The 15307-nt window shown below is 38.4% G+C and carries 15 protein-coding genes; 14 read left to right on the top strand and 1 reads right to left on the bottom strand.

The window, feature by feature from the left end:
- The first annotated feature begins 21 nt into the window (after window positions 1-21).
- The 13 genes from V7164_RS11835 to V7164_RS11775 all read left to right on the top strand — a co-directional run bounded on the left by V7164_RS11835 (window position 22) and on the right by V7164_RS11775 (window position 14077).
- The gene (locus V7164_RS11835) at window positions 22-1104 is read left to right on the top strand and encodes an AI-2E family transporter (RefSeq protein ID WP_335354179.1); all 1083 of its coding nucleotides are present in this window, start codon (window positions 22-24) and stop codon (window positions 1102-1104) included.
- A gap of 421 nt (window positions 1105-1525) precedes the next feature.
- Window positions 1526-4159: an alanine--tRNA ligase gene (alaS, locus tag V7164_RS11830; protein ID WP_335354178.1), complete on the top strand. Its 2634-nt coding sequence runs from the start codon at window positions 1526-1528 to the stop codon at window positions 4157-4159.
- 175 nt (window positions 4160-4334) lie between these two features.
- On the top strand, window positions 4335-4601 hold the full coding sequence (locus V7164_RS11825; protein WP_066293092.1) for an IreB family regulatory phosphoprotein: 267 nt from the start codon (window positions 4335-4337) through the stop codon (window positions 4599-4601).
- A gap of 3 nt (window positions 4602-4604) precedes the next feature.
- The gene (gene ruvX / locus V7164_RS11820; RefSeq protein ID WP_335354177.1) at window positions 4605-5030 is read left to right on the top strand and encodes a Holliday junction resolvase RuvX; all 426 of its coding nucleotides are present in this window, start codon (window positions 4605-4607) and stop codon (window positions 5028-5030) included.
- A 5-nt stretch (window positions 5031-5035) separates the two neighbouring features.
- Window positions 5036-5329 carry a DUF1292 domain-containing protein gene (locus V7164_RS11815; RefSeq protein WP_335354176.1) on the top strand — a complete coding sequence of 98 codons (294 nt, stop codon included), beginning with the start codon at window positions 5036-5038 and terminating at the stop codon, window positions 5327-5329.
- A gap of 212 nt (window positions 5330-5541) precedes the next feature.
- A complete protein-coding gene (gene mltG, locus V7164_RS11810) occupies window positions 5542-6675 on the top strand; it encodes an endolytic transglycosylase MltG (protein ID WP_335354175.1) in 1134 nt (377 codons plus the stop codon).
- A gap of 227 nt (window positions 6676-6902) precedes the next feature.
- Entirely contained in the window at window positions 6903-7541 is a 639-nt protein-coding gene (locus tag V7164_RS11805; protein WP_335354174.1) for an O-methyltransferase, read from the top strand.
- 6 nt (window positions 7542-7547) lie between these two features.
- Window positions 7548-8477 (top strand): peptidase U32 family protein, encoded by a 930-nt coding sequence (locus V7164_RS11800; RefSeq protein WP_335354187.1) that lies wholly within the window; start codon window positions 7548-7550, stop codon window positions 8475-8477.
- Window positions 8478-8688: 211 nt separating this feature from the next.
- Window positions 8689-9957 (top strand): peptidase U32 family protein, encoded by a 1269-nt coding sequence (locus V7164_RS11795; RefSeq protein WP_335354173.1) that lies wholly within the window; start codon window positions 8689-8691, stop codon window positions 9955-9957.
- Window positions 9958-9962: 5 nt separating this feature from the next.
- Window positions 9963-10598, top strand: coding sequence for a uridine kinase (gene udk / locus V7164_RS11790; RefSeq protein WP_335347963.1), 636 nt, complete (start codon window positions 9963-9965; stop codon window positions 10596-10598).
- A gap of 240 nt (window positions 10599-10838) precedes the next feature.
- On the top strand, window positions 10839-11315 hold the full coding sequence (gene greA, locus V7164_RS11785; protein ID WP_335347964.1) for a transcription elongation factor GreA: 477 nt from the start codon (window positions 10839-10841) through the stop codon (window positions 11313-11315).
- A gap of 55 nt (window positions 11316-11370) precedes the next feature.
- Window positions 11371-13137, top strand: coding sequence for a peptidoglycan D,D-transpeptidase FtsI family protein (locus tag V7164_RS11780; RefSeq protein WP_335354172.1), 1767 nt, complete (start codon window positions 11371-11373; stop codon window positions 13135-13137).
- A 220-nt stretch (window positions 13138-13357) separates the two neighbouring features.
- Entirely contained in the window at window positions 13358-14077 is a 720-nt protein-coding gene (locus tag V7164_RS11775) for a YrrS family protein (protein WP_335354171.1), read from the top strand.
- Between the two features lie 35 nt (window positions 14078-14112).
- On the opposite strand, the gene V7164_RS11770 is transcribed toward V7164_RS11775, so the two are convergent.
- Complete coding sequence (locus V7164_RS11770) at window positions 14113-14319, bottom strand: DUF2536 family protein (protein ID WP_335347967.1); 207 nt, start codon at window positions 14317-14319, stop codon at window positions 14113-14115.
- Window positions 14320-14481: 162 nt separating this feature from the next.
- On the opposite strand from V7164_RS11770, the gene mtnN reads away from it, so the two are divergent.
- The gene (gene mtnN, locus V7164_RS11765; RefSeq protein WP_335354170.1) at window positions 14482-15177 is read left to right on the top strand and encodes a 5'-methylthioadenosine/S-adenosylhomocysteine nucleosidase; all 696 of its coding nucleotides are present in this window, start codon (window positions 14482-14484) and stop codon (window positions 15175-15177) included.
- The last annotated feature ends 130 nt before the right edge of the window (window positions 15178-15307 follow it).

Genomic DNA, 15307 nt, shown 5'->3' with positions numbered 1-15307 from the left:
AAATAATTAAGGAGGGAGAACGTGGATATTCGGTTAAAATGGTATTACCGCTTGGGCTTTCTCCTTCTTTTATTTATTGTATTATTTGTTTTTTTGAAACTAAGGGAGTTATGGCTGCCTATCCTAAAAGTTACATTTGCTGTGCTGCTCCCTTTCATTATTGCAGCTTTTATATCCTATTTGCTTCATCCAATTGTAGAAAAACTTAATAATAGCGGTCTTCATAAAGGGCTTGCTGTTTTCGGCATTTATATATTATTTTTCGGAGGGATTGGTTTGGCCCTTTATAAAGGGATACCAGCCTTCATACACCAATTAGAAGATTTATCTGAAAATGCGCCACAATTTGCGAATCAGTATCGAGGTTGGATTGATATAATCCAGGAGAAAACCTCATCATGGCCTGAGGGTATTCAAGCTAGAATTGATGAAGGGATTCTCGCAATGGAATCTTCTTTAGATAAAATGCTTTCGAAAAGTGTGAATATCCTAATAAATATATTAAATTATTCTATAATCATTGCCCTTATTCCGTTTATATCATTTTATATGATCAAGGATTATGATTTAATGAAACGGACCGTGTGGTATTTAACACCTAGAAAGTGGAGGCAGGAAGGCATATTATTTTTGCGGGATATCGATAAGTCCCTTGGAGGCTATATAAGGGGACAGATCATTGTCTGTGTGGCAATTGGAGCCATTTCTGCACTGCTCTTTTGGTTCGTTGGAATGAAATATCCTTTACTGCTTGGTTTAATAATTGGATTAACAAATGTTATCCCCTATTTCGGTGCATTTGTCGGCGCTATCCCAGCAGTCATTATTGCTTTCGCTATATCAATTAAAATGGTGATCATTTCGGTTATTATTGTTTTTGTCCTGCAATTTCTCGAAGGAAACATATTATCACCTTTGATTGTCGGAAAAAGTTTAGATATGCACCCGTTAGTCATTATGTTTGCCCTTTTAGCTGGTGGAGAAGCAGGCGGTGTCATCGGCTTAATCATAGCTGTACCGGTTTTAGCTGTCATAAAAGTAAGTCTTGTTCATGCTAGATCGCATTTTATTAAAGGACCTAACTCAAAATTTTCACGTTCATGAAGGAAATGTTGACAAACATGATTTTAAATCGTTATAATTCAGACTATATTAGAAAAGTGAAGCTAGAAAATACAATGAAGGAACGAGTATGTTATAGACCATCTAAAGAAAGGGAATTCCTTGGCTGGAAGAATTCCTAGATGAAGGATAACAGAATGCTAATCCCGAGTGCAGCTAATACCTGCCGTTTATTCCGCGTTAAGGATCTGAGAGATGAAGGTTATTGATTGACTGCCTTCTGAATCAGGGTGGTACCACGAGCAAGCTCTCGTCCCTGTATAGGGATGAGGGCTTTTTTGCGTATAAAAATACTTGGGTAATAGCAAAAAGAGAGAGTCGCCGATATATTTGCAAGGTTGTCGATATATCAAGAAAGTCGCTGATATATCAATACTAAACATAATTTTTAGGAGGAATAATCATGAAACAATTATCAGGTTCTGACATTCGCCGTCTATTTTTAGAGTTTTTCAAGGAAAAAGGCCACTCTATTGAACCGAGTGCTCCCTTAGTGCCGCATGAAGATCCATCTTTGCTTTGGATTAATAGCGGAGTTGCTACGTTGAAGAAATATTTTGATGGCCGTGTTATTCCGGAAAATCCAAGAATTACAAATGCCCAAAAATCCATTCGTACGAATGATATTGAAAACGTTGGAAAAACAGCTCGCCATCATACTTTTTTTGAAATGCTTGGGAATTTCTCGATTGGTGACTATTTTAAAGAGGAAGCAATCGAATGGGCATGGGAATTTCTTACCGATGAAAAGTGGATTGGCTTTGGAGCGGAAAAATTATCTGTCACAATCCATCCAGAAGATGATGAAGCATTTGATATTTGGAGAAAGCAAATTGGTGTTCCAGAAGAAAGAATCATTCGTTTAGAAGGAAACTTCTGGGATATTGGTGAGGGTCCAAGCGGTCCGAATACAGAAATCTTTTATGATCGTGGACCTGAGTATGGGGATGACCTAAATGATCCTGAATTATACCCAGGCGGAGAAAATGAAAGATATCTCGAGGTTTGGAATCTTGTTTTTTCAGAATTTAACCATAATCCAGATGGAACGTATACCCCGCTTCCAAAGAAAAATATTGATACTGGGATGGGGCTTGAACGGATGGCATCCGTTGTTCAAAATGTCCGAACAAACTTTGATACAGACCTTTTCATGCCAATCATCCGAGGAACAGAAGAAATCTCTGGTGTGAAATATGGAGAAAATATAGAAACTGACGTTGCATTTAAAGTAGTTGCCGATCATATTCGGACTGTTGCATTTGCAGTCGGAGATGGGGCGCTCCCATCAAACGAAGGCCGTGGGTATGTTTTAAGACGCTTGCTGCGCAGAGCGGTCCGTTATGCGAAACAAATCAATATCAATCGTCCATTTATGTTTGAGCTAGTCCCAGTGGTTGGGGAGATTATGCAGGATTTCTACCCGCAAGTAAAAGAAAAAGAAGAATTTATCCAAAAAGTAATTAAAAATGAAGAGGAACGTTTCCATGAAACCCTTCATGAAGGACTGACGATTTTATCAGCCGTTATTAAAAAGGAAAAAGAAAAAGGAAGCGATCTGATCCAGGGCGAGGATGTATTCCGTTTATACGATACGTATGGGTTCCCTGTTGAGTTAACAGAGGAATATGCTGAAGAAGAAGACATGAAGGTTGATCATGATGGTTTTGAGCTAGAAATGAACCGCCAGCGTGAACGTGCTAGAGCAGCGAGACAAGATGTTGATTCCATGCAGGTTCAAGGTGGAGTATTAGGAGAAATAAAGGTTGAAAGTCAATTTACTGGCTATGATAACCTTGAGGCGGATTCCCAAATTGTGGCAATCGTTAAGGATGGGCAGCTGATTAATGAAGCGCATTTAGGCGAAGAAGTACAGCTTATTTTAGATATTACGCCTTTCTATGCGGAGAGCGGCGGTCAAATTGCTGACAGCGGAATTTTAGAAGCAGAAGGTTTAAAAGTTGTGATTAAAGATGTTCAAAAGGCACCAAATGGCCAAAATCTTCATAAAGCAATCGTTGAAACAGGAACGTTGAAATTAAATGATCGTGTGCATGCAAGCGTGGATGAAGCATCACGTTCAAAGATCATTAAGAATCATACAGCAACCCATTTGCTTCATCAGGCGTTAAAAGATGTTCTTGGAAATCATGTTAACCAAGCAGGTTCATTAGTAGAGCCTGACCGTTTGCGCTTTGACTTCTCACACTTCGGGCAGATCACTGCTGAAGAGCTCGAGAAAATTGAAAACATTGTGAATGAAAAAATTTGGCGCAGTCTGGAATTAGAAATTGATTATAAAGACATTGAAGAGGCTAAAGCAATGGGAGCTATGGCGCTATTCGGTGAAAAGTACGGCAAGATTGTCCGAGTTGTTCAAGTCGGTGATTATAGTCTTGAACTTTGCGGGGGATGCCATGTTCCGAACACATCTGTAATTGGTCTATTCAAAATCCAATCAGAAAGCGGGATTGGAGCTGGCACGCGCAGGATTGAGGCTGTAACGGGTGAAGCAGCATACCAATTATTAAATGATCAAATAAGTATATTAAAGGAAGCTGCAAATAAATTAAAAGCCAATCCGAAAGATTTAGCTGGAAGAATTGAGGGGTTATTAACCGAAATGAAACAGCTGCAAAGAGAAAATGAATCATTGGCAGCGAAATTGGGCAACATTGAAGCTGGAAGCCTTGTGTCGAAAGCTAAAGAGATTAATGGAGTAACTGTATTAACTGCTAAAGTTGCAGCATCTGACATGAATAACCTGCGGAATATGGCAGACGACTTAAAGAATAAGCTTGGTTCCGCCATTGTTGTACTAGGCAGTGTTAATGATGATAAAGTTAATTTAATTGCTGGTGTGACAAAGGATTTAATTGAAAAAGGATACCAGGCGGGAAAAATTATTAAAGAAGTGGCTACTCGCTGCGGAGGTGGAGGCGGTGGCCGTCCAGATATGGCACAAGCAGGCGGTAAAGATCCAGAAAAGCTTGAAAGTGCATTGAATTTTGTTGAAGAATGGGTTAAAACCTTTTGATATATACACAAAGTAGTGTAAAATGAAGGTAACCTGTCGAAAATGTTCAATATATGGATATAATTAGGGATTTTTATTAAAATAATGAACCTAATAATCGAACTTAATCAATGATTTGTGTATAAAGAAAAGCTCTTTCATTAGAGCTTTCCATCAAAAAAGCGAGGTGTAAGAAATGAGCTCATTTGATAATACGATGAGATTCAATTTTCCTGAAGAGCCCATGGAACATGATGTTAACCAGGTGCTTTTGCAAGTGTATGAAGCTCTTCAAGATAAAGGTTATAACCCTATTAACCAAATCGTTGGTTATTTGCTGTCGGGGGATCCTGCTTACATTCCCCGCCATAAGGATGCGCGCAATATTATTCGCAAACTCGAACGTGACGAAATCATTGAAGAGTTAGTCAAATCATATTTAAAACAGCAGCGAAAGGGATAATATATGCGGACAATGGGATTGGATGTCGGCTCAAAAACGGTCGGCATTGCGCTTAGTGATGCACTAGGCTGGACTGCTCAAGGCTTGGAAACTTTAAAAATAAATGAAGAGAAAAATGAGTTTGGTTTCGAGCAGATTGGTAAGATTATTAATGAGAATGAAGTTAGTAAAATTGTTGTCGGCTTGCCGAAGAATATGAATGGGACGATCGGTCCGCGTGGAGAAGCAAGCCAATTTTACGCTTCTGAACTAGAAAAACGATTTGGCTTGCCTGTCGTATTATGGGACGAGCGACTGACAACAATGGCAGCTGAAAGAGTTCTTCTAGAGGCGGATGTCAGCCGAAAAAAGCGTAAAAAGGTCATTGATAAAATGGCAGCCGTCATGATTTTACAAGGCTATATAGATAGTCAAAATACGATGAGGTGAACAGAATGAACCATGGAGAAAACAATATTACTGTAGTAGATGAAGAAGGAAACGAGCAGCTATGTGAAGTGTTATTTACATTTGATTCTGAGGAATTTGGAAAGTCTTACGTCCTTTACTACCCAATTGGTGCAGATGATAATGATGATGAAGAAATTGATATTCACGCTTCAGCTTTTATCCCTAGTGAGGATAATCAAGACGGCGAATTAATGCCGATAGAAACGGACGAAGAGTGGGATTTAATTGAGGAAATGCTTAATACATTCCTTGAAGAAGAAGAAAAAGAAGGTAAATAAAAGCAAGGCTGGCCATTGGCCAGCTTTTTTTATTTGTGACTAAGCCTAAGGGACAGCCATTAAATTGCATACGAAAAAGGTCGAATTGTACAAGTATATTTGGATTTATGTATTTTATTGCGACTATAAAAAGAAAATATAGTATAATAAGCCGAGTATAAGAATCACGTGATTTAATTTAGTTTACGCTTTCTCAGGAGGAGGGGATGTCTATGACGAAAGAAGAGAAAAAGGAGAAAAAGGATATCATCCGTCAAAAAATGATTGAACGCCAAAGCGAAGCGAAATTGGTAAGAAAAATTGTTTTTATCATCTCAATAATTTTAATGATAGTGGTTGGCGCAGTTGCTGGCGGGGGGTATTTTTATATAAAATCAGCCTTAGAACCTGTAAGCCCGGATAATAATAAAGAGAAGAAGTTAGAAATTCCAATCGGCTCATCGACAACAAGCATCGGTAAAATTCTTGAAAGCAATGGAATCATCAAGGATGCCCGTGTATTCAAGTATTATGTTAAATTAAAAAACGAGACTGGTTTTATGGCCGGTGAATATAGCTTAAAGCCATCTATGACGATTCCTGAAATAATTGGAAGTTTAAAAACAGGAAAAGTGGTTGAAGAAGTAGTGTTTAAAGTGACAATACCTGAAGGAAAGCAGCTCAAACAAATTGCAGGTATTATAGCGGAGAAAACAAATAGGAATGCTGATGAAGTATTACAAAAGCTAAACGACCAAGATTTTATTAAATCCATGATGGCTAAATATCCAGATGTATTAACGGATGATATATTAAATGCAGATATTATATATCCATTAGAGGGTTATTTATTTCCAGCTACCTATCCTTTTTATAAAGAAGATCCAACTATAGAGGAAATTATTGGAGTTATGCTTGATAAGACAGCCTCTGTATTAATGGAATACCGTTCGGAGATGGAAGCTCAAAATCTTTCTGTCCACCAATTATTGACAATGGCGTCTTTAATTGAGGAAGAGGCTACTGAAAAAGTAGATAGAAATCAAATTGCAAGTGTCTTCTACAACAGAATGGAAACAGGAATGCCATTGCAAACAGATCCAACTGTCCTTTATGCACAAGGTGAACATAAGGATAGGGTCCTATATAAGGATTTAGAGGTAGATTCACCTTATAATACGTATAAATATCCGGGGCTAACGCCAGGACCAATTGCAAATGCTGGCGTCATTTCAATTGAGGCAGCATTAGCACCAGCCGAATCAGATTTCTTATATTTCCTGGCAACTTCGACTGGAGAAGTGCTGTTTTCGAAAACATTAGATGAGCATAATAGGAAAAAGGCACAGCATATTACGAATAAATAATTTTACGCGCCCGAACAGGGCGCCTCTCTCATTTACTTGGAAAAACATGAATATTAGCTTTCCCTTATCATTTATGTTAAAATAGTACAAGTGTTTTAATAGGCTCTAAAGTAGCGTAAATCACAGCTAAGAAGGATTTGGGTAAATAGCCGGTAAATCCTTAATGGTTGTGAACGCTATTTTTTTCTGTTAATAGAGCAAAACTTTTACATTGAGGTGATGGCAGCTTGAAAGCCGATAAGCTGCATGCATATATAGAAGGAATTATTCCTGCAAGGCCTAAGCTTTTAGAAGAAATGGAGCAGTATGCGAAAGAAAATGAAGTTCCAATTATGGAACTAGCCGGAATTGAGGCATTACTGCAGCTTCTTCGCATCCAAAAGCCAAAGTCGATTTTGGAAGTCGGTACAGCCATAGGCTACTCAGCTCTTCGAATGGCTTATGCATTGCCTTCCTGTGAAATTGTTACGATTGAAAGAGATGCTGAGCGGTACCTGCTTGCGGAGAAATATATACTAGAGGCAGGAAAAGAAACTCAGATCCACTTGGTTAAAGGTGATGCTCTTGAAGTGGAATCGATCATTAAAGAGCATGGACCATTTGATGCAATTTTCATTGATGCGGCAAAGGGGCAATATAGGAAGTTTTTTGAAATATACTCTCCGTATTTAAGTAAAGATGGGATGATTATAACAGACAATGTTCTATTTAAAGGGCTTGTTTGTGAGACCGAAATTGAGAATAAACGTATTCGATCTCTAGTAAAGAAAATTAATGACTTTAACATATGGTTAATGAATCATCCTGAATACTATACGGTCATTCTGCCAGTAGGCGATGGGGTTGCAATTACTAAAATGAGGTGAGAGATGATGGAAAGGCCGGAATTATTAGTCACACCGAAAAGTGTGGAAGATATTATCCCTTTGGCTGAGGCGGGGGCAGATGCTTTTGTAATTGGAGAGCAGCGCTATGGATTACGCTTGGCTGGTGAATTTTTAAAAGATGATGTAAGGAAAGCCATTGAGCTTGCCCATGAAAAAGGAAAAAAAGTTTATGTAGCGATGAATGCACTTTTTCATAATGAAAAAGTGGACGAACTTCCTGAATATATAAAGTTTTTACAGGATGCGAAGGCTGATGCGATTCTTTTTGGAGATCCAGCAGTCCTCATGGCTGCAAGAGAAGCAGCGCCAAATATGAAGCTGCACTGGAGCACTGAAACAACAGGCACTAACTGGTATACATGTAATTATTGGGGCAGAAAGGGATCGAAACGTGCTGTTTTGGCCCGAGAAATAAACATGGACGCCATCATTGAAATTAAGGAGCATGCTGAGGTAGAGATTGAAGTACAAGTACATGGCATGACAGCCATGTTCCATTCAAAGCGTTCTCTCCTTGGCAATTATTATGAGTACCAAGGAAAAGTAATGCAAATTGAAAACCGTAAACAGGAGCATAATATGTTTCTTCATGATAAGGAACGGGAAAATAAATACCCTATTTTCGAGGATGAAAATGGCACACATATTATGAGTCCAAATGATATCTGTATAATCGAAGAGCTGCAAGAAATGATTGAGGCAGGGGTAGATTCTTTTAAAATCGATGGCATCCTGAAGAGTTCAGAATATATTCTTGAAGTAACAAAGCTATATAGAAAAGCTATTGATCTATGTGTGGAAGATGCTGATCAATACGATGATATTAAAGATGATCTATTAAATGCCATTGAAGAAATTCAGCCTGCTAATCGTCCATTAGATACAGGGTTTTTCTTTAAGGAAACGGTATATTAAAACTTTATTTAGCAGGTGTTTACTACTTCCTAAAGTGGCGAATAAATGCAATAAGAGTAACTTATTCAGCGGGGCGAATCCTTGCTGAATAAAGTTAAGGCCTCCTGCGGATGCCTCGATTTTTCAAATGAAACTTTTCGAGCAAGCTCGTGAGTATAGGGCGCAAATACGCCAAGGCGCAATTGATTAAACTTGAAAGGGGAGCTGTATAATGGCAGCGGTGGAAGATAAAATTTCAGAGATGGTGAATGGCAAACGGGTGATTGTGAAAAAACCTGAATTGCTCGCACCAGCTGGTAACTTAGAAAAACTTAAAATTGCCGTTCATTATGGCGCTGATGCAGTATTTATCGGCGGACAGGAATACGGCTTACGTTCAAATGCAGATAATTTTACATTTGAAGAGATGAAGGAAGGCGTTGAATTCGCAAAAAAATATGGAGCGAAAATTTATGTGACAACGAATATTTTCGCACATAATGAGAATATCGATGGACTGGAAGATTATATGAAAGGCTTAAGTGAAGCCGGAGTTGCAGGGATTATAGTGGCGGACCCTCTCATTATTGAAACGTGCCGCAGAGTTGCACCGGAAATTGAAGTTCACTTAAGTACTCAGCAATCCTTATCGAACTGGAAGGCTGTTCAGTTCTGGAAAGAAGAAGGATTAGAGCGTGTCGTTCTTGCCCGTGAAACGAGTGCGGAAGAAATTCGTGAAATGAAGGAAAAGGTAGACATCGAGATTGAGACCTTTGTCCATGGCGCTATGTGTATTGCTTATTCAGGCCGATGCACACTAAGCAATCATATGACAGCTCGTGATTCAAACCGTGGAGGATGCTGCCAATCATGCCGCTGGGACTATGATCTGTATAAATTGGAAGGCGAAAATGAAGTTTCATTCTTTAATGAAGGCGATGCCCCTTTTGCGATGAGTCCAAAGGATTTAAATTTAATTCAATCCATTCCCCAAATGATCGAGCTTGGTATCGACAGCTTGAAAGTTGAAGGACGGATGAAATCTATTCATTACGTGGCTACTGTCGTAAGTGTATACCGTAAAGTAATAGATGCGTATTGTGCCGACCCTGAAAACTTCAAAATTAAGCAGGAATGGCTTGATGAACTGGCTAAGTGTGCAAATCGTGAAACCGCTCCAGCATTTTTTGAGGGAGTTCCTGGGTATAAGGAGCAAATGTTTGGAAATCATAGCAAAAAGACGAATTCTGATTTCGTTGGCTTAGTTTTAGACTATAATCCTGAGACGCAAATCGTTACATTGCAGCAGCGTAATCATTTCAAGCCAGGCCAAGAAGTCGAGTTTTTTGGTCCTGAAATTGAAAGTTTCACTCATGTGATCGATAAAGTTTGGGATGAAAAAGGAAATGAGCTTGATGCTGCCCGTCATCCGATGCAAATTGTGCAGTTTAAGCTAAATAAGCCGGTTTACCCTCACAACATGATGCGAAAGGAGATTTAATCACCATGACTCGCAAACCAGTTGTTATCGGTGTTGCCGGCGGCTCTGGCTCCGGAAAAACAAGTGTAGCAAAATCTATTTATGACCGCTTTCATGGACACTCTATCTTAATGCTGGAACAGGATTATTATTATAAAGACCAAGCACATTTACCTTTTGAAGAACGTCTAAAAACAAATTATGATCACCCGCTTGCGTTTGATAATGATTTACTGATCGAGCATATTGAAAGACTATTGCAATATGAGTCCATTCAAAAGCCTGTTTACGATTATGCCATTCATAGCAGATCTGAAATGATTATTGAAGTAGAGCCTAAGGATGTTATTATTCTAGAAGGCATTCTTGTTTTAGAAGATGAGCGGCTGAGGAATTTAATGGATATTAAACTTTTTGTCGATACGGATGCTGATTTACGTATAATCCGCCGTTTGTTCAGAGATATTAAAGAACGCGGACGAACAATGGATTCAGTCATTGATCAATATATCAACGTTGTCAGGCCGATGCATAATCAATTTATTGAGCCGACAAAACGTTACGCGGATATTATCATTCCTGAGGGCGGACATAATCATGTCGCTATTGATTTAATGGTAACAAAAATTCAAACAATTCTTGAACAAAAGTCTTTTTTGTGACACAATAGCATAGAAAATAAAATAAGGTCCCTTTAATGGACAAACCTGTGCGCGCCCTAAAAAGGTCGCGCTCCTATATTAATTAGCAAGATAGGCTGCAAAGCCATTTATACAAGTACATTGCACAGCAGTATCTTGCAAAAATGCACCTTAAGCCAAGAAATTGGCATGGGTGCTTACATAAAATACAGAAAGAACACAATTCTACAAGGGTTGTGAAAAATTGAAGGAGTGAAGGTTTTGGCAATTGAAAAGGTTTTCCCTATGACACAAGCTGGAAAAGAAAAGCTTGAACAGGAATTGGAGTATTTGAAATCTGTTAAGCGTAAAGAGGTTGTTGAACGCATTAAAATAGCACGCAGCTTCGGAGATTTATCTGAGAACTCTGAATATGATTCAGCGAAAGAAGAGCAAGCTTTCGTTGAAGGTCGAATTACAACGATTGAAAATATGATTCGTAATGCAAAGATCATTTCTGAAAGTGAAATGACCGCAGATGCCGTGTCATTGGGCAGCTCAGTTACATTTATTGAGCTTCCAGATGGTGAGGAAGAAACGTATACAATTGTCGGCAGTGCTGAGGCAGACCCATTTGATGGTAAAATCTCAAATGATTCTCCAATTGCCAAAAGTCTGCTCGGGAAAAAGGTTGGAGATGAAGTGAAAGTACAAACTCCTGGTGGAGACATGGATGTACGAATTGTATCAATTAAGTAAAAAAATAGTTTGAAAAGAAGAAACCTCGTCAAAACTTTTGACGAGGTGTTTTATTATGTGGAGAAGAAGAGCGATAGGGTGGCTTTGTATTTGTTTACTGATGTTTTCTGTTTTGCTCGGCAGATTAATCCAGTTACAATTGGTGTCGACAGAAAATTTCACAAAAAGGCAAATCAATCTGCTTGAAGCAAGTGTAAGTCAGCGGTCACAGGAAATGGTGCTTGACACAGGAAGGGGAAATTTTCTCTACAAGGACGGAAGCCCCATTACACATAAAAGTCAACCAGTCCTCATTTTGTTTCCCTTTTTAAAAAAAATGGATTGGGAATTGGAGAAGGTTGCTGAAATTATGGGTGTATCTGAATATGGCCTCCGCTATGCAGTGGAAAAGGCAAAGGTACCCTTTGCGTATGGAGATCCAAAGCCAATCCTTTTAACAGAGGACCAAATGGAAAAAATAAATAGCTTAAAAATTCCTGGTGTATTTGCAGTGGAGAAGAAATACCATTTAACGGATAATCCTGCAGAACATTTAATTGGAATCACTGGTGAGAATGAAGAATTATTGCGAAAGCGTTATCCAGACAAAGAGCTTTCTTCAACTACTATGATTGGCTTAACAGGAATGGAAAAAAGCTTCGATGAATTTCTATTGCCAGACGGGAAATCCAAGCTTGTTTTTCATGTTGATGCGACTGGTGGCCCTCTATTTGGAATTAACGTTAAATATGTTGAACCGGCGAATCCATTTTACCCGGTAAATATAAGGACAACAATCGATCCAAATTTACAGGCTATGGCTGAAAAGCTTGCAGATCAGCATGGGGTAAAAAAAGGTGGTATGATCCTGTTGGATATTGATTCAAACTCGGTTGCGGCTATGGTCTCAAGGCCATCGCTTAATCGAAAAGACCCCTTCAATCAATCAGCTGGCGGAGCAGAAAATGCAATCCTCAAACAGCAGATTATGGGTTCTGTATTTAAGACAGTTATTGCAGCAGCTGCCATCGATCATGATCTTACCAAACACACTAGAACTTTTGACTGCAGCAAAAAAATTAACGGAGAGCCAGATTTGCAATTTGAATACGGCATGCTTGATTTTACTAATAGCTTTGCAAGAAGCTGTAATAATACGTTTGCAACTTTAGCAAAGGAATTAAAGGATATTGATCCAAATATCATTGAAGACTATGCAAAAAAACTAAGCTTAACAGGTTCTGTAGGATGGACTGGAGATATTTATCATTTCCATGACTTCAAACAGCTGCAGGAGGAAGACAAAGGTAGAATATTCCTTACTGAGGATGAGAAGAAGGATATAAATTATGTTGGTCTCACAGGTATAGGACAGCATGAGGTGAGAGGAACACCTCTAGCCGTTGCAAATATGATGGCAACGATTGCAAGAGGCGGTGGAAAAGAAATGGTGAGGGTAGCATCAAAGGTTGAATATAAGAATCAAACATCTTTATTAGATTTTAAGAAACAAAAACTAGATGGAGAGACAATCTCCCCTTATACAGCCATGAAACTGCAAAAGCTCCTGAGGGAAGTTGTCGTGAATGAGAACGGTACCGGAAGATGGTTTCAAAATCTTCCATACGAGGTAGCGGGGAAATCGGGTACCGGTGAGACCGGCAGAATTGATGGTGATAAGCCTCTTTATAATAAGTGGTTTGCCGGCTATTTTCCTTACAATAAGCCTAAATATGCCCTTGTGACAGTTAATTTAGGCGTGACTGCAGATACTGGTGGTGCCAATGCATTATTCGCAGACATCGTGAAAGAGATCTATGACTATGATAAAATAAAAAAATAAATGATTAGTCTCTGTTTTAATCAATTGATTTATGGTAAAGTGAAACTTTCCTTTACCTTAATCCGTCTCTTTAAGAGGTAAAGACAACAATCAGGCATTGTTTAGTACACATATATGGACAAAGCAGTGGTTTTCATGGTTGAATGTTAATGTAATTTTTTTATGCTTTGCTTCACTCAATTGATATGAAACGAAGAAAAGCAAATGGGGAGGAGATTTTTTGAAAGGAAAATATAGCTCACCTAGCCGGGAATCCCGCTCAAATATCCGGGGAAAAAGAAGGAAAACAAATTTAATCTTAAATTTGTTAATTGGCTTCGTTATTTTATTAATTATTGTCGTATCCGCAACGATTTTTCTAGGGGGAAGCGCTGAAGAAACGGCTGAAAAGCAGTCAGGAAATAAGGTGACAGATTCAGGTAAGGAAAATCAATCACCGGAAGATAATCCTGCTGACTCAGAAGACGAAACCCCCGTTAAAGGTGAAAAAAATTCGTCTCAAGGAGATTCATCTAAACTAGAAGAAGAGACAGTTGATACGGATAAAGAGTCTGATAGCCAGCCTGAGAAAAAGGAAATTGCTCCTGCAAATGAAGAGGAAGCGGTTGTTACTACTGGTGGCGAAGAAGAAAATGTAAAAAAGACGATTGTAAATCCTAGCTGGCAGCCAATTGGAACATCTCAATCAGGTGAACACACATCTGTTTATGATGCTGATTCAGTTGATTGGGCAGAAATGCTGCAAGCTTTATCATATGCTACAGCGGTAGAACAGGATAATATGACGGTTTGGTTTTTAGGGAATAATGGACATAATAAATCGGTTGGCACTATTTCATCAAAAGACCAACAAAAAAAGTATCGGGTTTATATTCAATGGGTTGAAGGCCAAGGCTGGAAACCTGAAAAAGTGGAAGAACTTGATAAAATAGAAAACTAATAAATTTAATTAAATGAGGGGGCAATGAGCCTTCCTCATTTTTTTGCTTTAAAATGAACGACTGCTGAATAAAATGTTTTTCCGTTTTCGTCCATATTCATCTGGTGTGATACATGATGTACATGAAGCAGAATGGCTTTATTATGCTCAATCTGAATGCTGATTTTCTTTTCAAGCGATTTTAAGTCATGGGCTTCGAAAAATTCGATTTTATCTTCAATTAAATCAAGCTTAAAGTTCATCTATATGACCTCCTTTTTTATCATTCATTTGTAATTTATTTTAACCTAGAAAATTAGATAGAGGAAGTCAGTATGAGATTTCAGTTGATTGGATTAAATGAGAATGGTAAATTGGGAACATGCATGATGATAAACAAACACAAGAAAGAGGTCTAAGAGGAAATGAAAATTGGTATTATTGGAGCAATGGAAGAAGAAGTTACATTATTGCGTGAAAAAATAGAGGATAAAAGCCAGATAGTCATTGCTGGATGTGAATACACAACTGGAATGCTGGATGGCGTTGAAGTAATTCTTCTTCGTTCCGGAATTGGTAAAGTAAATGCAGCATTATCAACAGCTATACTTCTAGAAAGGTTTACTCCTGACTATATCATTAATACCGGATCTGCTGGGGGTTTGAACCCTGATTTAAATGTTGGGGATGTCGTTATATCTTCAGAGGTAAGGCATCATGACGTAGATGTTACTGCTTTTGGTTACGAATATGGGCAAGTGCCTCAGCTTCCCGCAGCATTTGAAGCTGATAGTAAATTAGTACAAATTGCAGAGGAATGTGCTCAAGAAATTAAGGATATTCAAGTGGTAAGAGGATTAATCGCAACTGGAGATTCATTTATGAATGATCCCGTTAGAGTTGAGTATATTCGCGGAAAGTTTTCCAATCTACAGGCAGTAGAAATGGAGGCTGCGGCTATTGCTCAAGTTTCATATCAATTTGAAATACCGTTTGTGATTATAAGGTCTTTATCAGATATTGCTGGTAAGGAATCAGATGTATCCTTTGAGCAGTATTTAAATAAAGCGGCTTTACACTCCGCAGATCTTGTCATGAAAATCGTTAGGGCTCTGAAATAGAAGATATTCATTGTTAGCAGCCTATTTTAATATTATTTTCAAATTTATGAAATAAAAAGGTTTACAAACTCCACATATATGGATATAATTACCTTTGTAAGTAAAAAAATTCCTAAAAGGAGGTCGAATA

The organism is Bacillus sp. JJ1474, from assembly GCF_036965225.1.
Lineage (GTDB): Bacteria > Bacillota > Bacilli > Bacillales > Cytobacillaceae > Cytobacillus.
This window is presented reverse-complemented; position numbering and strand designations above follow the sequence as displayed.